26 protein-coding genes are annotated in these 25,602 nt (G+C 59.8%); 12 read left to right on the top strand and 14 right to left on the bottom strand.

The window, feature by feature from the left end:
• Window positions 1-30: 30 nt before the first annotated feature.
• On the bottom strand, window positions 31-555 hold the full coding sequence (locus BLU25_RS10620; protein WP_016781723.1) for an RNA polymerase sigma factor: 525 nt from the start codon (window positions 553-555) through the stop codon (window positions 31-33).
• Between the two features lie 263 nt (window positions 556-818).
• Between BLU25_RS10620 and sctW the strand changes: the two genes are divergently transcribed.
• The 12 genes from sctW to BLU25_RS10560 all read left to right on the top strand — a co-directional run bounded on the left by sctW (window position 819) and on the right by BLU25_RS10560 (window position 15,287).
• Window positions 819-1,916 carry a type III secretion system gatekeeper subunit SctW gene (sctW, locus tag BLU25_RS10615; protein WP_029611527.1) on the top strand — a complete coding sequence of 366 codons (1,098 nt, stop codon included), beginning with the start codon at window positions 819-821 and terminating at the stop codon, window positions 1,914-1,916.
• Window positions 1,913-4,006 (top strand): type III secretion system export apparatus subunit SctV, encoded by a 2,094-nt coding sequence (gene sctV, locus BLU25_RS10610; protein ID WP_016781726.1) that lies wholly within the window; start codon window positions 1,913-1,915, stop codon window positions 4,004-4,006. Before sctW ends, sctV begins: the two co-directional genes overlap by 4 nt.
• Window positions 4,003-4,944, top strand: a complete 942-nt coding sequence (locus tag BLU25_RS10605) for an FHA domain-containing protein (protein ID WP_228795885.1) — start codon at window positions 4,003-4,005, stop codon at window positions 4,942-4,944. The genes sctV and BLU25_RS10605 overlap by 4 nt, the downstream gene beginning before the upstream one ends.
• A complete protein-coding gene (locus BLU25_RS10600) occupies window positions 4,941-6,299 on the top strand; it encodes a FliI/YscN family ATPase (RefSeq protein WP_016781728.1) in 1,359 nt (452 codons plus the stop codon). The genes BLU25_RS10605 and BLU25_RS10600 overlap by 4 nt, the downstream gene beginning before the upstream one ends.
• A complete protein-coding gene (locus BLU25_RS10595) occupies window positions 6,286-6,732 on the top strand; it encodes a hypothetical protein (RefSeq protein ID WP_016781729.1) in 447 nt (148 codons plus the stop codon). Before BLU25_RS10600 ends, BLU25_RS10595 begins: the two co-directional genes overlap by 14 nt.
• A 5-nt stretch (window positions 6,733-6,737) precedes the next feature.
• Window positions 6,738-7,091, top strand: a complete 354-nt coding sequence (locus BLU25_RS10590; protein WP_016781730.1) for a type III secretion system HrpP C-terminal domain-containing protein — start codon at window positions 6,738-6,740, stop codon at window positions 7,089-7,091.
• Window positions 7,091-8,080, top strand: coding sequence for a FliM/FliN family flagellar motor switch protein (locus BLU25_RS10585; protein ID WP_016781731.1), 990 nt, complete (start codon window positions 7,091-7,093; stop codon window positions 8,078-8,080). The genes BLU25_RS10590 and BLU25_RS10585 overlap by 1 nt, the downstream gene beginning before the upstream one ends.
• Window positions 8,077-8,730, top strand: coding sequence for a type III secretion system export apparatus subunit SctR (gene sctR, locus BLU25_RS10580; RefSeq protein ID WP_016781732.1), 654 nt, complete (start codon window positions 8,077-8,079; stop codon window positions 8,728-8,730). Before BLU25_RS10585 ends, sctR begins: the two co-directional genes overlap by 4 nt.
• A 7-nt stretch (window positions 8,731-8,737) precedes the next feature.
• Window positions 8,738-8,998 carry a type III secretion system export apparatus subunit SctS gene (gene sctS, locus BLU25_RS10575; RefSeq protein WP_016781733.1) on the top strand — a complete coding sequence of 87 codons (261 nt, stop codon included), beginning with the start codon at window positions 8,738-8,740 and terminating at the stop codon, window positions 8,996-8,998.
• Between the two features lie 12 nt (window positions 8,999-9,010).
• Entirely contained in the window at window positions 9,011-9,808 is a 798-nt protein-coding gene (gene sctT / locus BLU25_RS10570) for a type III secretion system export apparatus subunit SctT (RefSeq protein ID WP_016781734.1), read from the top strand.
• Entirely contained in the window at window positions 9,805-10,905 is a 1,101-nt protein-coding gene (sctU, locus tag BLU25_RS10565) for a type III secretion system export apparatus subunit SctU (RefSeq protein WP_083369634.1), read from the top strand. Before sctT ends, sctU begins: the two co-directional genes overlap by 4 nt.
• A 68-nt stretch (window positions 10,906-10,973) precedes the next feature.
• A complete protein-coding gene (locus BLU25_RS10560) occupies window positions 10,974-15,287 on the top strand; it encodes an AvrE-family type 3 secretion system effector (protein WP_228795886.1) in 4,314 nt (1,437 codons plus the stop codon).
• Between the two features lie 34 nt (window positions 15,288-15,321).
• Here BLU25_RS10560 and hrpT read toward each other — a convergent pair whose 3' ends face one another.
• The 13 genes from hrpT to BLU25_RS10495 all read right to left on the bottom strand — a co-directional run bounded on the left by hrpT (window position 15,322) and on the right by BLU25_RS10495 (window position 25,492).
• Window positions 15,322-15,525: an HrpT family type III secretion system protein gene (hrpT, locus tag BLU25_RS10555; protein WP_016781737.1), complete on the bottom strand. Its 204-nt coding sequence runs from the start codon at window positions 15,523-15,525 to the stop codon at window positions 15,322-15,324.
• Window positions 15,522-17,546 carry a type III secretion system outer membrane ring subunit SctC gene (sctC, locus tag BLU25_RS10550; protein WP_016781738.1) on the bottom strand — a complete coding sequence of 675 codons (2,025 nt, stop codon included), beginning with the start codon at window positions 17,544-17,546 and terminating at the stop codon, window positions 15,522-15,524. Before sctC ends, hrpT begins: the two co-directional genes overlap by 4 nt.
• Window positions 17,543-17,761: a hypothetical protein gene (locus BLU25_RS10545; protein ID WP_016781739.1), complete on the bottom strand. Its 219-nt coding sequence runs from the start codon at window positions 17,759-17,761 to the stop codon at window positions 17,543-17,545. The genes sctC and BLU25_RS10545 overlap by 4 nt, the downstream gene beginning before the upstream one ends.
• Before the next feature lie 21 nt (window positions 17,762-17,782).
• On the bottom strand, window positions 17,783-18,397 hold the full coding sequence (sctL, locus tag BLU25_RS10540; protein ID WP_016781740.1) for a type III secretion system stator protein SctL: 615 nt from the start codon (window positions 18,395-18,397) through the stop codon (window positions 17,783-17,785).
• On the bottom strand, window positions 18,375-18,920 hold the full coding sequence (locus BLU25_RS10535) for a hypothetical protein (RefSeq protein WP_016781741.1): 546 nt from the start codon (window positions 18,918-18,920) through the stop codon (window positions 18,375-18,377). Before BLU25_RS10535 ends, sctL begins: the two co-directional genes overlap by 23 nt.
• Window positions 18,917-19,672: a type III secretion system inner membrane ring lipoprotein SctJ gene (gene sctJ / locus BLU25_RS10530; protein ID WP_016781742.1), complete on the bottom strand. Its 756-nt coding sequence runs from the start codon at window positions 19,670-19,672 to the stop codon at window positions 18,917-18,919. Before sctJ ends, BLU25_RS10535 begins: the two co-directional genes overlap by 4 nt.
• Window positions 19,673-19,680: 8 nt before the next feature.
• On the bottom strand, window positions 19,681-20,049 hold the full coding sequence (locus BLU25_RS10525) for an EscI/YscI/HrpB family type III secretion system inner rod protein (protein WP_016781743.1): 369 nt from the start codon (window positions 20,047-20,049) through the stop codon (window positions 19,681-19,683).
• A 92-nt stretch (window positions 20,050-20,141) separates the two neighbouring features.
• Window positions 20,142-20,384 (bottom strand): hypothetical protein, encoded by a 243-nt coding sequence (locus BLU25_RS10520; RefSeq protein WP_016781744.1) that lies wholly within the window; start codon window positions 20,382-20,384, stop codon window positions 20,142-20,144.
• A 291-nt stretch (window positions 20,385-20,675) separates the two neighbouring features.
• The gene (locus BLU25_RS10515; RefSeq protein WP_016781746.1) at window positions 20,676-21,593 is read right to left on the bottom strand and encodes a sigma 54-interacting transcriptional regulator; all 918 of its coding nucleotides are present in this window, start codon (window positions 21,591-21,593) and stop codon (window positions 20,676-20,678) included.
• Between the two features lie 235 nt (window positions 21,594-21,828).
• On the bottom strand, window positions 21,829-22,905 hold the full coding sequence (locus BLU25_RS10510; protein WP_016781747.1) for an FUSC family protein: 1,077 nt from the start codon (window positions 22,903-22,905) through the stop codon (window positions 21,829-21,831).
• Between the two features lie 124 nt (window positions 22,906-23,029).
• The gene (gene ychF, locus BLU25_RS10505) at window positions 23,030-24,130 is read right to left on the bottom strand and encodes a redox-regulated ATPase YchF (RefSeq protein WP_016781748.1); all 1,101 of its coding nucleotides are present in this window, start codon (window positions 24,128-24,130) and stop codon (window positions 23,030-23,032) included.
• 23 nt (window positions 24,131-24,153) lie between these two features.
• Window positions 24,154-24,738 (bottom strand): aminoacyl-tRNA hydrolase, encoded by a 585-nt coding sequence (gene pth, locus BLU25_RS10500; protein WP_016781749.1) that lies wholly within the window; start codon window positions 24,736-24,738, stop codon window positions 24,154-24,156.
• Window positions 24,739-24,904: 166 nt separating this feature from the next.
• Window positions 24,905-25,492 carry a 50S ribosomal protein L25/general stress protein Ctc gene (locus BLU25_RS10495; RefSeq protein ID WP_016781750.1) on the bottom strand — a complete coding sequence of 196 codons (588 nt, stop codon included), beginning with the start codon at window positions 25,490-25,492 and terminating at the stop codon, window positions 24,905-24,907.
• Window positions 25,493-25,602: the final 110 nt, after the last annotated feature.

The following is a 25,602-nucleotide window of genomic DNA, read 5'->3' as shown; positions in this document are numbered from 1 at the left end:
ATGGCGCTTTCCGAGCGTCCGTGGCGGGCACTAGCAGTGGGTCGCCAGCTTCAGCTGTTCGCGCGCTCGCGAGATGCGTGAGCGAACCGTTCCTATGGGGATTTGCAGAGCGCTGGCGGTGTCGCGATAACTGCCGCCGCTGTGCACGGAGGCATACAACGTATCGCGCATTTCGCTGGGCAGCCGGTTGAGGGCAACGAGCGTGCGTTCAAGCCGGCGATGGGTCTCGAACTGGCCGTACAGGTCGCGGCTGCAGTCCTGCTCATGGCACAGCATCTCGTCGAACTCGCAATGCACCGGCCGAGCGTACAACCGACGAAAATGATTGCGAATCAGGTTCTGGGCAATGCCGCACATCCATGTGCTGAGGGTTGCCTGGCCGTTGAAGCGTGTTTGGCTGCGCCACGCCTCCAGGCAGGTCAACTGGAAAATATCCTCTGCATCTTCGGGGTTCAGCACGCGTTTGTGGATAAACGCTTTGAGCTTTTTTTGCAGGTCAGCCGACAGATCCAGAATGTCGGGGGCAGGGGGGGGAGCATCATCAAGGTGATCCATTGTTTATCCTCAAAGTAGGTGCGATCGAAATGATTTCGATAACAACCTCCTAAGCATCGCCTGTGCCAATCTTTTGTTTTATTTCAAGTGTCTGATTTATAAGTATTTATATGGTTTTTTGAAGCGGCTGCCGTGCCGGATATTGCGCTGCAGGCCTTGTGCGTGCGCCAGTTTTTTCAAAAGCATTTCAATGCCGTTGCCAGGGAACTGTTTGCCTGTGGTCAGCCACACAGGTCATCGAAACCTCCTGACTGGGCACTGCCATGAAAGTTGACGGGCGAAACGACACCGCGCAGATCCTGCTCTCCTCCAGGCCCGTTGGGGGGGCGACAGCGCAGTCATCAGCGCAAAGTGCTGCCGAAGAAGTCGGCATGCTGTTCAGCCAGAAAGCCGAGGGCAGCAGCAAGGCATTGGCTCAACGCGAACTGCGTACGGTGGATGCCCGGGTGCAGAAGGTTCAGGGGATCCAGCAGTTGAACGCGCTCTATGAGCAACTGGGGCATCCCGCTCAGCTCAGCCTGGGGCTGCTGGCCCGGCAGGTTCGTCAGGAACTGGCGGCCAATGCGGGGGTTGAGACCTTGCTGGGGCTGACCGGCGACGACCCGGCCCGTACCAGTGTTGTCTTGCACTATGTGACCGCCCAGGCCCGGGCTCAAGGGCGTGAACGCGACACCGTACTGGCGCAGACTGTTCAGGAGCAGCTGCATGCCCGTTATGCCCGGCAAATCCAGGCGGGCCTGAATATTGCGCTGGCGCTGAAAACAACCGAAGGCGATGCCGCGCTGCGCCAGGCTGTTCGCACGCTTTACTACACCAGTGTGGTGCTCAAGCAATCCCTGGCGAGCATCACCCAGGCCTTGCTGGAGTTATTCGGGGAGGAGGGGGTCAGTGACGGGGTGCGCATGATGGCGCGTGCCCTGGCGGATGATCTTGCTGCTCACCGCCCTTCGCTGCCGACCATCAAGCTGCGTACCTTGCTGAGCGGGCTTAATGGCTGCACCCAGTTGAGCAGCCTCTTGTACAGTTGCCGGTTGCTTGTCGAGCGATTGTCATGCGCTGACGTGCAGGCCGGGCTGTCACCTGTCTCCCTGTTGCAGCGCCTGCTGGGGTACGCGAGCACAGGCATCGCTGACGATGAGGTACAACGCCTGAGTCGGGAGCTGGCTGGGCACAGCCTTTCCAGCCAATTGTTTTCGCTCAATCAGCTTTACCCGTTGATTCAGCAGCTCCCGCTGGCAGTGTGGAGTGACCCGCAAAGTCGTCAGGACGCATTGCAGGCTATTTTGCGCCGGATGGGGGAGCACACCCAGAGTGAAGGCCGGGTCCCGCTGTCGCCAGGGTTGTCGAGACAGATTCGATGAGGCTGGTGCAATGGTTCAACAAGGGCCTTTGCACTGTGGCAAGCCCGGGCGAAGTGCTCGGGGCTGCGGTGGTGCTGGGCATTGTATTTATCTTTATCGTGCCGTTGCCCACCTGGCTGGTGGATGTGCTGATCGCGCTGAATATTTGCATCGCCAGCCTGTTGATCGTGCTGGCGTTCTATCTGCCCAGCCCTTTGGCATTTTCTTCGTTTCCGGCACTGTTGCTGCTGACCACGATGTTTCGTCTGGCGTTGTCGATTGCCACCACCCGCCTGATCCTGCTGGAGCAGGATGCAGGAGATATTGTCGAGGCCTTTGGCAACTTTGTGGTGGGGGGCAATCTGGCGGTGGGGCTGGTGGTTTTTTTGATAATCACCATCGTCAATTTTCTGGTGATTACCAAGGGCTCGGAGCGGGTCGCCGAAGTGGCGGCGCGCTTTAGCCTGGATGCGCTGCCGGGCAAGCAGATGTCCATCGACAGTGACCTGCGCGGCGGCTTGATCGATGGGGCGCAGGCTCGCCACAAGCGTGACCAGTTGTCCCGGGAAAGCCAGTTGTTCGGGGCGATGGACGGCGCCATGAAGTTCGTCAAAGGCGACGCCATCGCCGGTCTGGTAATTGTGTTGATCAATATTCTGGGCGGATTTTCCACGGGCATGTTGCAGCACGGCATGAGTGCTGGCGAGGCCATAACGCTGTATTCGGTATTGACCATTGGCGATGGTCTGATCGCGCAAATTCCGGCGTTGTTGATTGCCTTGACTGCGGGGATGATCATCACCCGTGTCGCCCCCGACGACCAGTCGCCAAGCAGCCATATCGGCGCGCAGATCGGCCAGCAAGTAACCCGTGAGCCCAAGAGCTGGATGATCGCAGCGGCAGGCATGCTGGCCTTCGCCGCACTGCCGGGAATGCCCGCAGCGGTGTTTGGCGGTATTGCCCTGTGTACCTTTGCGCTGGGGTTTTACCTGTGGTCGCGCAGCCGCAAGGGCGGGGAGGCGGAACCGGTGCAGGCTTCGCAGGTGGCCCCCGAGCACAATGGTGACGAAGACCTCAGGTCCTTCGAGCCGACACGCCCTTACCTGTTGCAGTTCGCCAGTGCCCAGCAACATCTGGAGCGCACCACCCGGCTGATTCACGGGATTCGTCAGGTGCGCAACAGTATCGTCACGCGCATCGGCCTGACACTGCCCAGCTTTGAAATCGAATACAGCGATGTGTTGCTTGAAGATGAGTTTCGCTTTTGCATTCACGAAGTCCCCATGCTCAAGGCCACCCTGGCTGAACGTTTGGCCGTGGCCCGGGACAGTGTCAGCGAGGCGCCCCCGGATGCGCTCAGAGGCAGCGAGCAGCGCGACGAGCTGGGCTGGGTATGGCTGCAGCCCGATGACCCGCTGCTGGCCCGGGAAGGTGTCGAGTCGTTTAGCGCCCATACCCTGATTATTGAGCGCATGCGCCAGGCCATGATGATCAGTGGGCCGCAGTTTTTGGGATTGCAGGAGAGCAAATTGATCCTCGGCTGGCTCGAGCAAAGCCAGCCTGAGCTGGCTCAAGAGCTGCAACGCATCATGCCGGTCTCTCGATTTTCTGCCGTGCTGCAGCGCTTGGCCAGTGAAGGGGTGCCTTTGCGCGCGGTCCGCCTGATTGTCGAAGTGCTGACCGAGCATGGCCAGTACGAACGCGAAGTGACAGCGCTGGCAGACTATGTGCGCATTGCCCTGAAGGCGCAGATCTATCATCTGTACAGTCAGGCTGACGGTCTGCATGCCTGGCTGCTGTCTGCCCATAGCGAAAACATCTTTCGCGAGGCATTGCGCCAAACCCAGTCGGGCGTGTTCTTTGCTCTGGACAATGAGCACAGCACCCAGCTTGTGGAGTTGCTCAAGGAGGCCTTTGCCCCCCGCCAGCACGACGCCAGGGTACTGCTGGTGGCGCAGGATCTGCGCAGCCCGTTGCGCACCTTGTTGTTCGATGAGTTCAACCATGTGCCGGTGATGTCCTTCTCCGAGTTGATGGGCTCGGCCAAGGTCAGGGTGCTCGGGCGTCTTGATCTGCAATTGGACGGTGTACAGCACGAGGCCGTGTCTTGAGTTCGGGGCCGGTGGTGTCTGATGGTGCAGCCGTGGTGCCCGAGCCGCCGCAGCCTGCTGTGCTGTTCGAGTTGCGAGTGTTGAGCGGCTTGCATGAGGGGGCTGCACTGCCTTTGTTTGGTGAGTGCTGGAGCATCGGCGCTGATCAAGACGCTGACCTGGAGTTGTACGACCCGGGCGTTGCAGCCCGACATGCGCGGTTGCACGGCATGGCCGGGCGCTGGACCGTGCAGGCCCAGGAAGGTCTGCTGCAGGATGAGGCCGGTACTGTGCGGGCACAGATTGCCGATCTGGCGCCTGGCAGGGCTTTTGCCATTGGCGGGATTCGCTTGTGTGTGGCCGATACGCAAAGTGCCTGGCGGGATGAGCCGGCAGACGCCGTGGCACAGCCGGGTGCGCCAGTAACTGCTGGCAGCAAGAGCAAGAGCAAGTGGCTGGCACCGGGGGTTCTGGTGCTCGTACCGATACTGATGGCACTGGCTTGGCAGCCTATGGGCACGGCACCGGCCCTTGCCCCGAAGCCATCGCCAGCCAGCAACAAGCGTCAGCTGGCAACAACGGCCCAGGTCCATCAGCAATTGCTCAAGATGTTGATCGAGCGTGATCTGGGCAACACTGTGCGCCTGCAGGTGGCCGCTGATCGAATCACCCTGGGCGGTGAGGTCGGCCAGGATTCGCTGGCGCTGGTCTCGCGGATGCTCGAGCGTTTCGAAGTGCAGTTTGAAACCCCGGTTGCGATCGTCAACCAGGTTCAGCAGACCAGCACGGTGCTGCCCTTCAGGATCGTCCAGATCATCGGCGGCCCAAAGGCCCATGTTGTGTTGGCTGACGGTCGCCGCCTGTTTTTCGGTGACGAAGTGCAGGGGTTGCGTCTGACGGCGATCGACAACCGCCGCGTACTGTTTGAAGGCAGGCAGCGCCATGAGGTGAACTGGTGAGCCGCGCCATTGCACAGCGTCTTGAACGCTGGCAGCAAGGCCAGTTTGCGCATCTGGCGGGCTTTTGTGCGGTGACCCGGTACGGTCGGGTCCTGCGGATCAATGGCCTGTTGCTACACTGTCGTCTGCCCCAGGCCCGCATAGGGGATCTGTGCCGGGTTCAGGCGGCGGGCAACGCATGGATACTGGCGGAGATCATCGGCTGTGATCAGCAAGACGCCACGCTCAGTGCGCTGGCGAGCCTTGAAGGTATTAGCGCAGGGGCGGCAGTTGAATCCCTGGCGGCCGTGCATCAGGTTCGCGTCGGCAATGACCTGCTGGGGCAGGTGCTCGACGGCTTTGGTCGGGCGCTTGTCGAGGGCGGCGCGAGCGCTTTTGCCAGGGCGCCTTGCGAGGGCGCGCGTGCAGTCGTATGCGATGCGCCCCTGGCCGCGCAGAGGCCGCGCATTGCGCGCGCCTTGCCAACCGGGGTACGGGCTATCGACGGGTTGTTGACCCTGGGTGAGGGGCAGCGGGCCGGGCTGTTTGCCGGTGCCGGGTGCGGCAAGACCACCCTGCTGGCCGAAATCGCGCGCAACGTGGATTGCGATGTCATTGTCTTTGGCCTGATTGGCGAGCGCGGTCGCGAGCTGCGTGAATTTCTCGACCATGAGCTGGACGCCGGGCTGCGGGCCAAAACCGTGCTGGTGTGCGCCACCTCTGATCGTTCCAGCATGGAGCGTGCGCGGGCAGCCTTTACGGCAACCGCCCTGGCCGAAGGTTTCCGGCGCCAGGGGCAGCGGGTGTTACTGCTGATCGATTCGCTGACCCGCTTTGCCCGCGCGCAGCGGGAAATCGGCCTGGCCGCGGGCGAACCCTTGGGGCGCGGCGGGTTGCCGCCCTCGGTCTACAGCATGCTGCCGCGCCTGGTGGAGCGTGCCGGCCTGACTCAAGAAGGGGCTATCACCGCGATCTATACCGTGCTTATCGAGCAGGATTCGATGGGCGATCCGCTTGCCGATGAAGTCCGCTCCTTGCTGGACGGGCACATTGTGTTGTCCCGCAAACTGGCCGAGCGCGGTCATTACCCGGCGATTGATGTGCAGGGCAGCCTGTCGCGGATCCTGGGCAATGTCGCAGCACCTCGGCATGTGCAGGACACCACGGCGTTAAGGCGCCTGTTGAGTGCGCATCAGCAGATCGAATTGATGCTCAAGCTGGGTGAATACCAGCCAGGCAATGATCCCTTGACCGACAGGGCCGTGGACAGCCGCCAGCAGGTTGAGGCCTTTTTGCGTCAGGACTTGCGCAACCCTGCGGCATTTGACGTGACGCTTGAGCAACTGCGTGAGTTGACGGCCCATGTGCCCTTCTGAGAACAGCCCGCAGGCCACCGCCCCCCTGCGGCTTTTGCGCCAGCACCGGGCCGATCGGGCCGAACGCGTGTTGCAGCTCAAACGCCGCGAGCAGCAAGCCCTGAGCCTGAGCATCGAACAGACCCGCGCGGCTGTGGAGCTGGCCAGGCAACACGAAAGCCGGCAGCAAGCGGCACTGGCCGGGCGGTATCAGGGGCAACTGCTATCGCCCAGGATGTTATCGGGCTGGCACGCGTCACAACACCAGCTGGCGGCGCAAACAGCGCAGCAGTCCAGCGCCCTGCAGGGGCTGCTGGAGCAGCAGCGCCAGGTTGTGCTCGATGTCGAGAGTGCCCGCCAGTACGCGGTTGAATGTCTGCGAAACGTCGAAAAACTTGAGCAATTGTCGGCGCTGCTGGCAGAGGAGGCGGGGTGGCCGAATCATCAGGAATAAGCCCGTTGGCATGGCCTCGGCCACTGACTGGCGCACTTGGGCGTGCAGCCGACAGCAGGCTGTTTGCAGACAGCCTGGCAGGCGCGGACATGGGCCTGGCGCAGGCCTTGGGCGAGGCGCTGATGCCGCGGATAGCCGGGCGTGGGCCGTGGCCTGTGCAGTTTGTGCTGCATCTGGCGCATCGCGGGCAGGTCAATGTCAGCGCCGGTTATGCCGCTCAAGGCTGGCACATCACATTAGGGGCGCAGCAAGCCGGTACCCGGCACTGGCTCGCCCGGCAGCGACAAGCATGCCAGCGACGACTGGCCCGGGCATTGGGGCAGCCGGTCAGCCTCCAGTTAATGGCGCAGTACCTGTGATGAGCCTGTCCCCGATCAGTTGCCCGCGGCTGGACTCAACCACGGTGGCGGCCAGCCGACGCCTGGGCCGTGGCCTGCGCTATGCGTTCCAGGTTGCAGGCGAGTGCGGTGAGCTTTTGCTCGAGCCGGGGCGTGCGCCAGAGGGCGGGGCGGCCCTGTCGTTCGAGAGCCGTTGCGGGGTTTTTACCCTGACTGAGGCCGGCCCCTTGCTTAGCCTGTTCGGCGAATGCCCGGTGGTGCTGGCCGATACCGGCAATGACCCGCAGTCATGGTTTTGGGCATATTTCGAGCAGCGCATGAGTGCGCAATTGACGGCGCTTTTTGGTTATTTGCGGCCGCTGGCCGAGCGGCAGGCGGGGGCATTTGAGTGCTGTTTCAGCGTGATGCTGGGGCCCTCGCGAACGATCGGCCGATTGATGATTTCGCCACACAGCCTGTTGGCGCTGTGCGAGGCGGGGCCGTGGCAGGCAGTCAAGGCGCCGTTGCCGGATGACTTTGCAGTGCCAGCCCCCGTCGTGCTCGGCTGCCTCGGGTTGATGCTTGAACAACTGCGCACCCTGCGCCCCGGCGACGTACTGGTGCCGGAGCGTTTGCTGTTCAACGCCGCCGGCGAGGGGCAATTGCGGCTGGGGCGGTGGAGGATCGCATCGCAGATTGATGATGACGGCGGGCACCGGTGCCTGGCCATTTGTGCTGTCGAGGAGTTGGTTGTGGACGAAGTGATGTTTGCCGGTACGGGTGTTGAACTGCAAACCGGTGATGAACCGTTTGAAACCTTGCAGGTGGAACTGAGCGTGCGCTGTGGCGCCCTCAGGGTGAGCCTGGGTGAGCTGCGCCGGTTGGCCCCCGGCATGGTGTTGAGCCTCGAAGGTTATGACCCGGGCATGGCGGGGTTGTATTACGGCGACCGCGCGATCGGTCACGGGCAGTTGGTGGAGGTCGAGGGCCGCCTTGGCCTGCAACTGTCGCGCATCAGTTTTTCGCAATGACCGTTCAAGGGGTCGATCCTTTTCTGCTGGCGCTGTTTCTGGGCGCCTTGTCACTGCTGCCCATGCTGATGGTGGTGTGTACCGCGTTCCTGAAAATCTGCATCGTGCTGATGATCACCCGCAACGCCATCGGCGTGCAGCAGGTGCCGCCGAGCATGGCCCTCTACGGTATTGCCCTGGCAGCGACGCTGTTTGTCATGGCGCCGGTGGGCTATGACACCGCGCAAATTCTCAAGCAGTCGCCGCTGGACATGAGCAGCGTGCAAGCCTTGCAGGGCAGCGGGCTGCAGGCAATAAAGCCGTTGCAGGGCTTTATGCTGCGCAACACCGACCCGGATGTATTGACCCATCTGCAGGAAAGCACCGTACGCCTGTGGCCCGCCGACATGGCCCGACAGGTCAGCCGCGATGACCTGATACTGCTGGTCCCGGCCTTTGTCCTTTCGCAGTTGCAGGCAGGGTTCGAGATCGGTTTTCTGATCTATATCCCGTTTATCGTGATCGACCTGATCGTCTCGAACCTGCTGTTGGCCCTGGGCATGCAAATGGTCTCGCCGATGACCATTTCCCTGCCGCTCAAGTTGCTGCTGTTTGTGCTGGTTTCGGGTTGGACGCGCTTGCTGGACAGCCTTTTTCTGTCCTTTCTGTGAGGCGCCAATGGACCCGGTATTGTTATTCAAGCAGGGCATGTTGCTGGTGGTGGTGCTGTCTGCACCGCCGCTGATCGTGGCCGTTGTGGTGGGGGTGCTGACCTCGCTGGTGCAGGCGCTGATGCAGGTCCAGGACCAGACACTGCCGTTCGGCATCAAGCTGGTTGCGGTGGGCGTCACACTGGCGCTGACGGGGCGCTGGATCGGGGTGGAGTTGATTCAGTTGGTCAACCTCACCTTCGACATGGCCGCCCGCTCGGCACTGTAAAAGGAACACGCGATGGCCCCACAGATCCCGTTTCTCGAATACCTGCCCAGCCTCGCCATTGCGATGGCGCGTTTATATCCCTGTTGTTTCCTGATCCCGGCATTCTGCTTTGAACATGTGCGCGGCATGCCCCGGCATGTCATTGTTTTTGCCCTGGCACTGATGCCAGCGCCGGGCATTCATCACGCGTTGGCGGGCATGGACTACAGCCTGCTGGCACTCAGCGGTCTGTTGCTCAAAGAGGCGGTGCTGGGCGTGTTGCTGGGCATTCTGCTGGCCATGCCTTTCTGGTTGTTCGAGTCGGTCGGGGCGTTGCTCGACAACCAGCGTGGCGCGTTGATCGGCGGCCAGCTCAACCCTTCACTGGGGCCGGATGCCACGCCGGTCGGGCATCTGTTCAAGCAACTGAGCATCTTCTTGCTGATGGTCACCCTGGGGTTGGGCAGCCTGACCCAGGTGATCTGGGACAGCTACCTGATCTGGCCCGCTGCGCTCTGGTTTCCGGCCCCGGCTGCGGACGGGCCAGGGGTGTTCCTGGCGCTGCTGGGCGATACTTTTACCCACATGGTGCTATACGCCGCGCCTTTTATCGCCTTGCTGTTGATGATCGAGTTCGCCGTTGCCTTGTTGAGCCTTTACAGCCCGCAGTTGCAGGTATTTGTGTTGTCGATGCCGGCCAAGAGCCTGGCCGGGCTGTGTTTCCTGCTGCTCTATCTGCCGCAATTGCAGGCGCTGATTGTGGCGCGCATGAGCCTGCTGGGGGATCTTGAACATGCACTGGCCCTGCTGTTCAAGGTGCCGTCCCCATGAGTGAAGACAGCGGCGAAAAGAAATACGCCGCGAGCCAAAAAAAACTGCAGGACCAGCGCAAAAAAGGCCAGGTCGCGCAAAGCCAGGACATCGGAAAATTGCTGGTGCTGGCGGTCATCAGTGAAATTGCCTTGCTCATGGCCCAGAACAGCCTGGAGCAATTCGGGCAATTGTTGATGCTGCCCGTGTCGCTGGTCGGGCAGCCGTTCAGCCGTTCGCTGCAGGTTGTGGTTGCCGAGGCAGGTAAGGTTTTTTTCGGGTTTGCCTTGCTGATGACGGGGACTGCCATTGCGATGAAACTGGCCAGCAGTTGGCTGCAATTCGGTTTTTTGTTTGCCCCCGAGGTCCTGACCCCGGACTTCAACCGGCTCAACCCCTTTAATCAAGCCAAACAGATGTTTTCGCCCCAGTCGCTGATGACCCTGCTCACCGGCCTGATCAAGGCGCTGCTGATCTGTGGGGTGCTGTACCAGGTAATCGGGCCGTCCCTTGGGGCATTGGTGGGGTTGGTCAACGCTGACCTGCCGGGCTATATCACCGCGCTTGTCGTCCTGTTCCGGTATTTGCTGCATGTGTGCCTTGGCCTGCTGCTGGTGCTGGCGGCGGTGGACTTCGGGTTGCAACGGTATTTTTTTGCCCGGCGCATGCGCATGACCCATGTCGAAGTGATCAAGGAGTACAAGGGCATGGAGGGTGACCCGCATATCAAGATGTTGCGCCGGGCCCTGGCCCAGGAGCTGGCCCATGAAGCGCCTGCGGCCAGGGCGCCGGCGCTGGAAGAAGCCGATGTCCTGCTGATCAACCCCACGCATTTTGCCGTGGCGCTGTACTACCGGCCGCCACAAAACCCCTTGCCGACACTGATCGCCAAGGGGGCCGATGCCCAGGCACGACGAATGATCGACAGGGCACGGGCTGCGGATGTTCCGGTGGTTCAGTGTGTGTGGCTGGCGCGAACGCTGTACAACATCGAGACCGGGCACTGCATCAGCCGCGACACCCTGCAGGCGGTGGCGCTGGTCTACCGTGCCCTGCGGGAGCTGGAGGATGACGCCCGGGGCGGCATCATCGAGCTGGCTGAGCTTGAGCAACGCTGAGCGGGGCAGGAACTGCATGCTGCTTCAAGGTCACTCACTCTGCATCAGCCCATCAGAGTTGAGCCTTTATGACCGTAAAGTCGTTTGATCTCGCCAAGCCCGTCCTGGCAGAAATCCCCGCCACTATTTGCCCGCACACGGCTCGCCCCGCCACAGGAGCTGTGCAACTGACCGGCTTTCGCCACTATGAGCAGCCTTCCCTGGAGTTCAGCGCCAGCCTGGTTGCAGGCAAAGTTGTGACCCAGGGCTCGCATGTGGGGCAGGACATTGCCGAGCAACTCAATCAGTTGCCCAGGCAGTTTATTCAAGACGCCACCTACGCAGGTCATCGCCAGGACCTGCGCTTGCTGGACAACGAGCGCAATGTGTTTCATCTGCAGTCCACGCCTGCTGCTGCGGCCGTGCTCAAAAGCAGTTGCCCCACGGGTTTTTTGCGCTTGCCGCCGAACAATCCCGGGCGTGCCCACCTGGGGCAGATCAGTGGGGTGCACACCACCCGGGCGGGCGAGCAGTTTCGCCTGGATGAAGGGCGCCTGTTGCGCTTCGAGCCACAGAGCCATTGCTGGCTGCCCGACAAGGATGACGCCCGCTACAACCGCCTGGGCCTGAGCAGCGATGGGCGGCTGATAAAAGTGCCGGTGGGTGTTACCGATATGAGTGTCGAGGGGCAGGCGCAGGTGTGCCTACAACCTGACCCTGGCGGTTGTGCCCTGCGCATCAGGCACAGTGCAGAGGGCTCCGAGCTACATCTGCTGCCAGTTAGCGAAACGGGCGAGCGCGTGCCGTTGCATCGTATAGGGTTGGCCGGCGATACGCTGTACGCCTCAACGGCGCAGGGCGAACTGTTGCGTGCCAGCCTGAGCACGGCTCAAGACGGTCGGGTGGTCATGCGGCCTGAGACGGTCGAGGCGTTTGAGCATCTGCACCAGGGGGCGGTCAGCTTCAAGGGCTTTATGCATGACGACAATGGCCAGCTCAATGCGTTGTTACTCAACCACTGCAAGCAATTGCACAGCACGCCCCTGATCAATACGCCGCTACAGGCCACGGGCTGGAACCTCAGTGACGTGCTGCTCAAGGTCAACGATAAAGGTTTGCCCGAGCCCGGCCTGCGCGCGCTGGCCAGCGCGATTGACCTCGGCGCGCGGGGCAAGGTCGCGCTTGAGGGCAGCACCCTGCTGAGTTGGGATGAGCACGCCTGCCAATGGGAGAAAACCGCGCATCGGGATGTGGACCTCCTGGCCCCGGGCCTGGATGGTCGCGCCTATGTATTACAAGGGGCAGAACTCAAGGCGCTGGCCAGTCATAAAACGCGAGCCCCGGCCTACAGCGGCGCAAGTTACGACCTGGCCCCGATCAATGATGCTCGCAACCACGTCACTCTCGATGCCACTTTGACGGAAAACACCGGGCGCAAAATTGCGGCGTTTGCGGTCGATAACGCCAGGCGCTTCGTTACCCTTGATGAACACAACCAGTTGGTTGCCCATATCGACAATAAAGAGATCGCGTTGACGTTTGCCCCGCCCAGGGAAATCCAGGCGTTGGCCCTTGACCGTCTTGGCGACCTCTATGCCCAGACCCGGGCCGCAGAGTTGCTCAAGCTCGACAAAGCCCGGTGGCAAACGCCCCCCGCTGCAGCGCTGGCCTGGACAACACTGGCGTTGCCGGGCAATGCGCGTGTGCAGTCGCTACGCATGGATGCCGACCAGGGGTTAGTCGCCAGTTGGGAACAGCATGGGCCCAAGCACAAAGCCTTTGCTGAACAATACTGGCAGCTGTCTGCGGCAGCAGATGGCACCCAGCAGTGGCAGCCGTTTGATTCCCGGGCCAGCAACCGTGCGCCGTCACTGGCGTCGATGTTGAGCCGCGGTGAAATGAAAGGCCAGAACAATGGGACTGCCTGGGCGGTGAATTCTGCGGTCATGGGCAGCAAGACCGAAGGCCTGCCGTTGGATCGAGGTTTTTTCAGCGGTGCCCGCGCTCATCTGGAGCCACTGCAGGGCATCAAGAATATCGGCCTCGACATTCAGCACCGGGCCAATGGCCGTCGCGGCATGGCAGCCCTGTACGCACAGGAGCGCGAATTGCACGGGCAACTGCAGGCGCTGGCGAACACGAGGCCCCATGCACTGGACATGACGACCCGCCTTGATCGCCTGAGCGAGAAGGCGTCGATCCAGGCCTTGGCCAGCGAGTTAAAGGCTGCTCTGCAGCAGGTTGAAGCCTGCAGCGAACAATTGGCCATACGCCTGGGGGATTTGAAGGGCGCGCAGTTGGTACCGCAGATGCAAGCGGGCGCAAAACCATCGGCGGGCAGGCTGCGCATGATGTGCAGTGCCTTCGAAAACCTGGCGCCGTCAAAAACCAATGCCACGGCTGCGCTGTTGCGCAGTTATGAGCGCCAGGGGGTGGTTTTGTCGCCGCACAATGCCGACCACAAGCGTGACCTGAGCAACCCGACAGGCCTGCTTGAGAGTGATTTGATTCTGCATGCCCGGACCCTCTCCGGGCTCGCCGATCTGATCGGTGGGCTGGAGCGTATAGCCCCCGATCAGGACGCTATCCATGCCGGATTGAAGGCGGTGATGGAGGACTATAAAAACAGTCAGGTACACCAGAAAACATCACAGAACATCAACGGTTTGGCGCAAGCAGAAACCCTTTATAACAACTTCAAACTGTTGGCCAGGGACCTTGGTACCCCTGGGTCTGCGCTCAATTTTCATATAGCCCGCACAATGGGGCTTGGCGAGCAGCAGACAGTCAAAGAGGCCCTGTTGCACGCCATCCAGGGCTCGGACAGCGGGCAGTCGATTACCGCGAGCCGGACTAAAGCCAAATCCATGTCGGCCTTTGTTTTGCCCGCCCCTTTGCTGGAAATCATCGTGGGGGCTTCAAGGAGCAAGACCAACGGCATCACGATGAGCCGAACCAATCAGGGGGTCAGTTTTGACATCAGCATGGGCACGACTCATGCCGCGACTGGTTCAGTGGGGGGCGGTATGGCGTTGCCCATTACTAATGAATTGCCGCTCAGGCTGGGGGCGGAGACAACCCTGGCGCTGGCACATGAAAAAAAGCAGGGGGTTAGTTTTGAGGTGAAGGAAGCAGACTTTCCCGCCATGATGGATATTTTGACGGGGGCAAAAGGGGATGTTTTCGACTTGCTGAACCTGGGGAGTCATCACAACAGCCATCAACGCGCGCAATATTCTCTGGACTGGAGCGTTTCAACCCATGTGCAGCCCCGGGCTCAAGTAGTCTCGCCGCAAAACCCGGAGGCAGTGAGCGGGCTGGCGCGGGCCATGGTCAACACCGGTGCCAGTGTTCATTTGCTTCATCTTGATAAAAGTAACGCCGTGACCCTGGGTGAATCCGGGATCACCCGGACTCTTGGCTTGAATGCCCAGTTGTTGCCCAAGGGCAGTGTTTCTTCAGGGGGGGCACCTGCCAATGCGGCGGCGTCGGTCGCACTCAATGGTCCCGATTCGAGCTGGGTGGCGTATACCGCGGCCGATGCATCATTTTCGTTGAGTTTTGATGGCAGCAAGGCCCGCACCATGCGCTTTACGGTCAAACAACCCCAGGTGATCGAACAGGCGCAGATCGATACCTTGCGCAATGATATGTCCAGGCACTCCCCACAACTGAAGCAGCAACTGGCCTCTCTGGCGAAAGAGGGTTCACCGTTCGAGCAACTGCAGGATCTGCAGCAGTTGTTCGAGCGGGTACCGCCACCCCCTGCGCGGTCTGAGGAGCACCACAGTCTCCAGGCAAGGTTGCAGGATCACCTGCATCAGCAGACGCTGGCGGCACAAGGCTTGCGTGAGCTGCAATCGATAGAGCGCACGGTGTCATATGTGGGGTTGAAAGGTGGCCCGCAGCATGAGTGGCTGAATGAGGCTGCGCCGGCGAACAAGGATGCGATTGTGCGCCTGTTTGCGCAGCAGCCGCAGTTTGCCCGGCTGCTCAGGGATCTGGAAAGCAGCCAGGGTACTTCGGTGGTTATGGAACTGGAGGTCAAGCCACAGGTGCTGCGCATGATCGCGCAGCGGTTCCAGGATGGGCCAGGCGCTAAAGGGGAGGTGCAAAAGGCCCTGGAGAACAACGACAACCTGCGGGTCAAAAAACTGGCCGTGAGCTACACCGCAAGCCGGACCCACAGCCTGACGACGCCTGTTCCTTTACTGGCCTATACCAGCAGTGCCACGTTGGGTCATACCGGCAAGCTGCTCAACATCGAGCTGAAATACGGCCAGGACCCGGATGCGCCGCTACGCCTGGAGTTCAAGGACACTTTGCCCCCGGCCCCGGCCCGGGAGCTGCACCCTGAACAGCGGGACCAGAAAATCCGCGATGCGCGTAATCCCGTGATCTGAGGCAAACGCCTGCCTGAGCTTCAGGCAGGCGGGTTTATCGTTCCAGGGGCACGACTTGATGGTCTGAACGCTCAGCGTTCGGGCCTGTTTCACTGCGCATTTGCGGCGGCCACCAGATCACCAGCGCGCTGGCGCTGGAGGCCGGGCGCTCGCACAGGTCGCCCCGGCAATAGGGAGTACAGCCTTGCAGCAGCGCCATCAGGGCTGCGGTCATGGCCAACGTGATCAGGCGGCTCATGGCGAGGCCCCCAGCAATGATGGTCGAGGTTCGGTGGTGCGGGCATCGATATCGGGCGCCCGGGTGGCGATAAACACTTCGGCGCGCTCGCCGGGCGCCAGCCACGGGCTCGGCCAGACACTGACCGCCAGGGTGCTGGCCGAGCTGCAGTCACGTTCATCGATGCGCACGCGGTGCTGGCTGCGGTTGTGCATGACCAGCACGGCCACGTTGTAATCCGCGCTTTCGTACCATTGATGACGGTCGCCATCGACCCTTGTAGACCCCGGTGTTTTACACAGATTGCGCGCAGGTGCAGGCATCGGCATGGCGCTGAAATGAGCGGGAACATGGCCTCTGACCAGTTGGCTGAATACCTGGGCAATCTCGGCGCGCGGGATCACCGGTTGCCTGGCTGCACGCCGCGCCAAGGGGCTAAGTGCCGCCTCCAGTTGCGCCTGATCCGCTTGCGGTAAATAGCGTGCGGGATGGGTCTGATCGCCGATCAGGCGTGGCGTCAGAATAAACAGTCGTTCACGGCGATTTTGAGTGTTGTGCGAGGACGAAAACAGCCACTTGCCCAGCCAGGGAATCTGCCCCAGCACAGGGACGCGATCGAGGCTGTCGACAGCTTCGGAAACATGAAAGCCGCCGATGACCAGGGATTGCTGTTCCTGGATTACCGCCTGGGTACTGACATTGCCTTTGCGCACATCCGGTGTGGATTGCGGCCCTGGTTGATTGGCAAAGGTGCCGTCCTCAATGTCGATGATCAGGTGAATCTGCCTGGCGCCATTGGCCTCTATCACCCTGGGGATCACCTGAAAGCTGGTGCCTGTGGTCACCGGCTGGATAGTGGCCACCCCCTCGCCTATGGCCTGGATATAGTGCGTGCGATTGAAATCGATCACCGCGGGCTGGTTTTCCAGGGTCATGATCGAGGGGTTGGACACCACCGTGGCCAGGCCGCGCGCCTCAAGGGCCTTGATCTGGGCAGCAAAGCGATCAATCTGGATCGTCGACACGGTGGTCGAGGCACTGCCCGACACGCCTGTGGCTGCCCCAAAACGGCCGTTCTGCAAGCCCCAGTTTATCCCCAGCTGGTTGAGTTGGGTGCGGTTGATATCGACAATCACCGCGTCTATTTCCACCAGTTTGCGCGGCACATCCAGCTCGGCGATCAGCGCTTGATACAGCGACCGGCGTTCGCTGGCGTCGTAGATCAGCACGCTGTTATTACGCACATCGGCCTCCACGCGAATGGCGTTCTGGCCTGAGGATTTCAGCTCGGGGGCCTGCGCGAGCAAGGGGGGCATGCTTGGATAAGGCATGTTGGCGGCAATACCGGGTATCGGTGAGGTGCGCGGGGAGAGAACATTGAACGGGGCAGATGGCTTGGCATCAACCAGCCCGCGCAGCAGGCTGGCGATGCCCGGAATATTCAGTTTTTCACCGCGATAGTCGATCTGCCGATCGGCCGCGTTGGCGAACTGCAGCGGGAAATTCAACACAGCCTGTTTATTCGCCGGCTGCGCACGTTTGCGGCTGAACTGCCTGATCTGCTCTATATAGCGTTTGGGCCCGGACACAAGAACCACGCCGATATCGGGCAGCTCGCCCCAACCGAAACGCTCATCCAGCAGGCCTATCTGGCTCAGGGCCTGTTTCAGATCGGCGATGGTATCGTCCGCCACTTCAAGGCGGGCTGAGGTTTGTTGGTCCAGGGTGCTGATGTAGAGCGTGTGGTTATGCACGAACCACTGGAAGCGGTGTTCGAGTGCGAGCCTGTCCAGCAGCTTGATCAGGGTGTCGGCCCGCAGCTTGCCGTTTACGACACCCTGCAGCGGCCCGTCAATTTGCAGTTGCAGGCCCACGGTATGGGCGAAGTCCTGCAAAAAAACACGCAGCGCCCGGTTATTGGCCTCATGGGCATAGGGCGTGTTTTTCCACTCTTCGGGAACAGCGGCCAGTGCTTCGGCGGCCAGCAGAAAAGCCCAGGGCAACAGTGCCTGCCTGCAGGTGCGCAGGTTCCAGTTCATCATTGGACCGCATCAATAATGCTTTTGGTCAGGCTGTGCTTGAATCGGGTTTGCTCGTTGATCGAAAAAGTGGCAGTGGCCACTTTGCGCGCGGCGTCCAGAAAGCGGGCCATGTCTTCAGGGCCGCCCTGGTTGTTCAGGGCAATCTCATGCAGATTTTTTTGCGCCAGAACAAAGCGGGCATCAATGCGGCGCTGGATACTTTCGAACGAAGCCATACATCCTCCATCGGTCAATGTTCACGACTCAGTGGCGGTGCCTGGCGCATCGGTTCCATCGCCGGGCGTGGGCGCCAGCAGTGCCTGCAGCGTGCGGCTCCAGTCAATGCGCAGGTCGTGTTGCGCGGTAACCAGCATCAGCGCCTCCGGGTCGAGACGCTCATCGGTGTGCAGTTGCCATGCACCGCCCGGGTTGGCACTCAGCCACTGGCGCACAGGAGCAAGCATCTGTGGATGGCAGCGCAGGGTGGCATTCACGGGCGGGCACTGGGCTGCCAGCAGTTGCCTCAGCAAGGCGTCGATACGGGCAGGCGGCGGCACCTCATCAAGCAATTGCGCGAGGGCCAGCCTGACCACTTGCGAGGCGTGAATTTCAATGGCCTGACACAAGGCGCCATGTTCCTGTTGCCAGTGCGCCAGTTGTACATTGGCCTGTTGCCAGAATTCATCGTGGGCCTTTTGCAGCAGGGTCCGGGCCGCTTGTTGCGCGTTGTCCAGCAATTCATCAGCCTGAGCGCATGCCCGGGCCAGCAGGGCATTGGCCTGGCCGCAGTCGCTCAGGGTCTGGCTGGCGATCAGGGTCTGGGGCAGCCCGCTGGTGCCTGGCCGCAGTTCAAGGGTGCGACGTGACAGCATGGTTGCTTCCCTCGACAGCGAGCCGTGTGTGCCAGAGCACGGTTTGCCAAAGCGTCTGCAGTTTGGCCGCAGAAAGGGCCAGCAGCGGTTTTTGCTCCAGTGTCTGGATCCGTGCAGGGGCAAAGCGCAATCGCAAGCGTTGCCATACCGCAGGCTCGACCCATGCCCTGAGCAATTGCAAAACATCATCGCCCGGTTCAAGCCAGCCTTGAGGGCGCAATGCCTTGCCAAGGCGCTGGCACCACAGGCGCTCAGTGGCGTCCAGTGCCGTGGGGCGTGCGGGGCGGCAGATATGCCCGATTCGTTGCAACCATGCGTCATGCTGCGCAAGTGGCGCCAACGCCAGTTGCCTCAGGCTGGCGGCAGGCGGGCAGGGCAGGCAGGGCGTGATGCCGAAACGGCTGCTGGCATTTGCATGCAGGCTGCGCAGTTCGGCGGGCGTGGCAACAAGCGTGGGCCAGTGCGGGTGAGCGTGGCGCCAGGCACAAGCCCACCACAGCAGCCATAGGTCGGTATCGTTCATGCCGCCCCCTTGTTGCGCAAGGTTAGCCAGGCAAGTGGGGCAATGATTGCCAGCAGGCAGCCGAACACCGCTGCGGCGAAGGCTTTTTTCCAAAAGCCCAGACGTTGTTCGGGCAGCAGAAATGGCCCGAAAAACACCAGATGCTGTTTGTCTTGAAACGCAGTGGCGGGCACAAATACCGTGGTTATCTTGTAGGGATTGTCGATTGCCGTGGCCATGCCCGGAATACTGCTGGCCACCAGTCGCCGTACCTGCGACTGGATGCTGTCGGGGTCCAGTCTGGCGTCATGTTTGATAAACACCGAGGCAGAGGCAGGCTGCACGGCCTCACCCGGCGCGATCCGCTCCGGCAGCACCACATGCACGCGGGCCACGATAACCCCGTCAATCCTGGACAGCGTAGCTTCAAGCTCCTGTGACAGGGCGTAGATATAGCGGGCACGTTCTTCCAGTGGCGTAGAGATGACGCCTTCTTTGCGAAAAATATCGCCCAGGGTCGAACGTGCGATTCTGGGTAGCCCGGCGGCCGTCAGCGAATTGATGGCGCGGCTGATATCTTGCGCGGCCACGCGCACGGATACACCGTTTTTGGAGGTGCTTTTTTCGGCGCTGATCTGTTTGTCTGCCAGTTCAGCGATCACCTCATTGGCTTCCTGCTCAGAAAGCCGGCCATGCAGCTCCACGCTTTCGCCACAACCGGCGATACACAACACGAACATCAGGAATACGCTCTTGATCGGGCGCGATGCCATAAGGTTACCTAGGACAAATTGGTGAGCTTTTCTATGGCTTGCGAGGTTTTACTGATCATCTTGGCGCTCAGCACGGTTTCAAGGTGAAACGCCGACATGGCCCGGGTTGAGGTGAGCATGTCGACAGGGTCGGTGCTGCTGCTGACTTTTTGCAGGGCCCGAGCGGCGGTGTTCGACAGGGTTTGTAACAGTTGCGAGCGTTGGCTCAGCGGCTGGAGCATGCGGTTTTCGGCTGGCATGTGGGTCGACGTACCAGTCATGGGGGGCTTTAGCGTGGTGTTAAACCAGTTGATATCGGCTATTGCCGAGGGCGGCAATGGCAGGTCCGGGAGGGCTGGCGCCTGCGGGGTATCAATGGCAAGCGAGTGTATTTTCATATAAGACCTCGAACGCTGAGGTGAATCCATATTCAATGGCTTAACGTGCTCTTCTGGAGCCCCCATAGAGGAATGGGGGCTGTGCAGCAGAGTTAGAACCTGATGGCTTTGGAACTTTCAATCATGGCATTTATCTGTTTGTTATAAGAGTCGGTAATACCATTGGCTTTTGCGCTTTTACCGTCGTTTTCCATTTTATCCATGGCGGTACGTGCGTTAGTCCAGGCCTGTTGAAGAGCAAATTCTTTCTGTGCCGTGAGCGGATCGTCGCTGCCGTCGCTTTTGCCACGACCGCCACCGAACATGGCGCCAAGAAATGGAAGTATGCCGAGCATGAGTAGTTTCCTTTAAAGTTGAGGGCCGGGGTTAGAACGAAATCTTATTGTGGATCTGGGTTGAGTTGATGGTGATGTTCTTGGAAACTGGAGGTGCAGAGCGCTGGATATCGCCTGTCAGCATTCTGGTCATGTCGCCAAGGGTGTTGGATACTTTATTTACAAGAGGGAGTGCGAGAGCAAGGAGTGGGAGCATGAAGAGGCCTCAATGAATAAGTGTGTATTTGAACCGGGAAGTGGGTTCGATTTATAAGTGATAAACCCAAGGGCTTTAGTTCCATTGGCGAGTATTTAAGAAATATCCAGTTGTTTCATCCGGTGATACAGCGTGCGCTTGGCAATGCCCAGTTCAAGCACAACCGCATCGATACAATGCAGGTGGCGACGCAAGGCGTCTGTAATCAGCAGTTTTTCAATTTGCTGCAAGCGCACTTTCAACTTGAGGCGTGCGTCGTCATGTTCACGCATAGCCTTGCACTGCAGCGGCAGGCCTAGCACCAAACGCTTGGCAACTGAGCGCAACTCCCTGACATTACCAGGCCAGTCATGGCACAGCAGGTGCTGAAGCAGTGCAGTCTCAAGTACCGGTATAGACACGTTGAAGTATTGCGCTTCTCGCTGAAGCAGAGTCTGGAACAATGGAACAATCTGTTCGCGCCGCTCGCGCAAGGGCGGCAAGTGCAGGTTCAGCACATTGAGGCGGTAATACAAGTCACGTCTGAACTGCCCTTGTTCGACCCGTTGCGCCAGGCAGGTTTGAGCCGAAGCAATCACGCGCATGTCGACCGGTATGAACGCTGTCGAGCCCAAGCGTTCAATACCTCGGGCCTCCAGTGCGCGTAACAACTTGGCCTGTAAAGACAGCGGCATGCTGTCTATTTCATCGAGGTACAGCGTGCCTTTGTCAGAAGCCTCTATAAAGCCCGGCCGCGACTTCACGGCACCGGTAAATGCACCCTGGGTCACACCAAACAACTGGCTTTCCGCCAGGCTCTCGGGAATGGCCGCGCAATTAAGTGCAATATAATGGCCGCTGCGCCCGGATAAAGCATGCATTTGCTCGGCTAATGTATCTTTGCCAGTGCCTGTTTCGCCATGAAGCAAAATGTCGATATTTTGTGTTGCCGCGTTACGGACGGTTGTGTCAAATTCACTGTCGTTGAAAAGATATATTTTTAAAGGTTCTTTTTCTGGGCGAAAAGCTCCCATCTAATGTGCTCCCGCGTAATATTTTTTGTGGGGGATATTCGCTACGCCAAGTCGGGATAAACAGTATTGGTTCAGTTACAGCTTGGTGGTATTGGCGGTTTAAACCAAGTCCTAAACTGGCTGGATGTCGTGAGTTAAAAGATATAGATGTAGTAGGTGTTGGTGTTTGCTGACGTAGGGTATTGCACCTTACCTGCGTAGAACACACTCCACGGAGGTAAGGATAAGTAGATGTTTATACGAGGTTTTTATCAGGGTTTTTTCTGCTGTCGCCCTGGGTAGTAAAACCGAAGGTCAACAAGGCGCTTTCCACGGTGCTCAAGTGCTGCATGCACAACTGCCACGGCCCTGATACGACATCGGCCAGTTCATCGCTGGCCACGGGTATAAGTACTGGGTGTTCGTCGTCGTTGGCGATCGAGGCGCAGCCTGAGGCGACGTTTGCCAGGCGTTGGTGCAAGGAGGAGGGGGCCGGGCCTTGTTCCTTGCGCAAGGCATCGGCAAAGGCTTCGGCAAACAACAGGGAGCTGGCGTATAAACGCACGGCGTGGCGCTCGTAACGGTTGGCAATATCCTTGACTTCGCGTGACACAAAGCGCCCGCGCAAGGTCCAGCGTGCGGTGTTGCGGGCCATACCAATGCCGTTTTCCAGGGCGATCAGGCTGTCGTGGGCCCGGGAGAATATTTGTACCGCGTGTTGAGCTTTGGCAGCGTCTTGCCCTTCAAGAGCCTGCAGGCTTTTGCCGAAACCGGACGCGAGCTTTTCGAGCAGTTCCTTGGCGGAGCTGTCGATAATGCCAATGGGGTTGGGGGTGAGCAGTATCTGGCTGAAAATCAGCCCGACGCATGAGCCCACCACCACATCAAGCATGCGTACCACCCCTGCGCTTTCCGGGCCTACGGCCAGCATCAGCACTGCCGATACACCGGCCTGGATCGGCACCACGGCCCCCAAGCCATAGAGGGCCGCGATGGCGATGGCCGAGAAGGTGGCAAACCCGATGCGCAACAACGGGTAGGCATCCGGCAACCACAAGGCCGCTTCGCCGACGATGATCCCCGTGGCGACCCCCACCATCAGGCCAACCGCTTGCTTGCCGTGGCTGGGCAGGCCGGGAGCCAGGCACACCACGGCACTGATCGCGGCAAACACCGGATGAATATGACCAAAGAAATGCCGGGCGATAATCCATGCCAGTGCGGCGGCGATGGCTGAAGCCAGTGCATCGCGCCAGCCGAGAGACCAGCGTGATTTTACTTTTTCGACAACAGAGTCAACGTAGCGACTGAAGACATTGGCGCGGGGAATCATTGAGGCTCCCGATCGTGAGGTGAGATGGCGTTAACCATAGACCGTAGTTGCGCCCGGGAGTGCGCAACAAACGCCAGGCCAAAAAAAACCGCGCCAGGGCGCGGTTTTTTGTACGTGCGGTGTTTTACACGTTGAAGCGGAAGTGCAGGACGTCACCGTCTTTAACGATGTATTCCTTGCCTTCCAGACGCCATTTACCGGCTTCTTTCGCGCCGGCTTCGCCGTTGTACTTGATGAAATCGTCGTAAGCGATCACTTCAGCACGGATAAAGCCTTTTTCGAAGTCGGTGTGGATCACACCGGCTGCTTGCGGGGCGGTAGCACCTACTTTTACAGTCCAGGCACGAACTTCCTGCACGCCAGCGGTGAAGTAGGTTTGCAGGTCCAGCATTTCGTAACCGGCACGAATCACGCGGTTAAGACCCGGCTCTTCAAGGCCCAGGGCCTCCAGGAACATGTCTTTCTCTTCGCCGTCATCCAGCTCGGCGATTTCTGCTTCGATCTTGTTGCAGACCGGAACAACGATGGCGCCTTCTTCTTCAGCGATAGCCAGTACCACGTCCAGCAACGGGTTGTTCTCGAAACCGTCTTCAGCCACGTTGGCGATGTACATCACCGGCTTGGTGGTCAGCAGGTGGAAGCCCTTGATGATGGCTTTCTCATCGGCGTCCATGTTCTTGATCAGGCTGCGTGCCGGCTTGCCCAGGGTGAAGTGGGCAATCAGCTGTTCCAGCAGGGCTTTTTGGGCCACGGCTTCCTTGTCACCGCCCTTGGCGTTGCGCGCGACTTTTTGCAGTTGCTTTTCGCAGCTGTCGAGGTCGGCGAAGATCAGCTCAAGGTCGATGATCTCGATATCGCGTTTCGGGTCGACGCTGTTGGAAACGTGAATCACGTTTTCGTCTTCGAAGCAGCGGACCACGTGAGCGATGGCATCGGTTTCACGGATGTTGGCCAAAAACTTGTTGCCCAGACCTTCGCCTTTCGATGCGCCAGCCACCAGGCCTGCGATATCGACGAATTCCATGGTGGTCGGCAGGATGCGCTGCGGCTTGACGATGGCAGCCAGTGCGTCCAGACGTGGGTCGGGCATCGGCACGATACCGGTGTTCGGCTCGATCGTGCAGAAGGGGAAGTTCTCGGCCGCGATACCGGATTTGGTAAGGGCGTTGAACAGGGTGGACTTGCCGACGTTAGGCAGGCCGACGATGCCGCAGTTGAATCCCATGGTGTTTCCCCTCGGAAAAAGAGTCAGGCCTTCTGGCTGTGCAGGTTTTTCATCGCACGGTTCCATTCCCCGGCGAGGATATCCGGCAGCACGCCGAGGGCAAAATCGATGCTGGCGTCCAGTTTTTCCTGTTCGGCGCGTGGCGCACGACCGAGGACAAAGTTGGACACCATGCTGGCGACGCCCGGGTGGCCAATGCCAAGCCGCAGACGGTAGAAATCTTTGTTGTTCCCCAGTTGCGCAATGATGTCGCGCAATCCGTTGTGACCTCCGTGGCCGCCGCCCAGCTTGAGCTTGGCAACGCCTGGCGGGAGATCGAGTTCGTCGTGGGCCACCAATATGGATTCCGGCGCAATGCGGTAGAAACCGGCAAGCGCCGCAACGGCCTGGCCGCTTCGGTTCATATAGGTGGTGGGAATCAACAGACGAACATCCTGACCCTGGTGGCTGAAACGCCCGGTCAGGCCAAAATATTTGCGGTCTGCAACCAGGTTGACCCCGTTTGCCGCCGCGAGACGCTCAACAAAAAGGGCCCCTGCGTTATGCCGGGTCTGTTCGTATTCGGTGCCTGGATTTCCCAGGCCAACGATCAGTTTTATGGCGGTCACGACAAGGGCCCTTCTATGGAGTTGTGGATAACATCGCCGCTAACGGTTAGCGGCGAAAACGGACAAAAAAGCGGGTTTACATGAGTAAACTTCGCGATCTTGTCCGCTTTACTCGCTGCGTGTTAGCTCGCGATGTTTCTCAAGACTCCAACGACAGAGTAATGAATTACTCTGCTGCTTCTGGTGCAACACGTGGAGCGTGAACGTTGGCTACTGCCAGGTCGTTACCGTGTGCCAGAGCTACGAACTCAACGCCTTTAGGAGCGGTGATGTCCGACAGGTGAATGATCGAGCCAACTTCGGCGTTAGCCAGGTCAACTTCGATGAATTCAGGCAGGTCTTTTGGCAGGCAGGAAACTTCGATTTCCGCAACAACGTGGGAGATCTCGCCGCCTTTCTTGATCGGAGCCGCTTCACCAACGAAGTGAACCGGTACGATTGCAGTCAGTTTTTGACCAGCAACAACGCGAACGAAGTCAGCGTGCATCACGTGGCCTTTAGCCGGGTGACGTTGCAGAGCTTTGATGATCACGTTTTGCTTAACGCCGCCAACGGTCAGTTCGATAACGTGGCTGTAAGCAGCTTCGTTTTCGAGCAGTTTGGCAACTTCTTTAGCCAGCATGCTGATGGATTCAGGGGCTTTGTCGCCACCGTAAACTACAGCTGGAACCAGGCTTGCGAGACGACGCAGGCGGCGGCTCGCACCTTTCCCCAGGTCGGAACGCACTTCAGCATTCAGAGTAAAATCGTTCATGTTGTATCTCCAAAATAACCACATCCGCCCTGACGTTTGCGACCAGCGCCATGGACGGTATGGGCAAAAAAGCCCCGCCCCAACGGATTGCTGGGGCGGGGCGCTTTTCG

The organism is Pseudomonas fragi, from assembly GCF_900105835.1.
In the GTDB taxonomy this organism is placed as follows: Bacteria; Pseudomonadota; Gammaproteobacteria; order Pseudomonadales; family Pseudomonadaceae; genus Aquipseudomonas; species Aquipseudomonas fragi.
The sequence above is the reverse complement of the archived record's forward strand: the minus strand, read 5'-3'. Positions and strand labels throughout refer to the sequence as shown.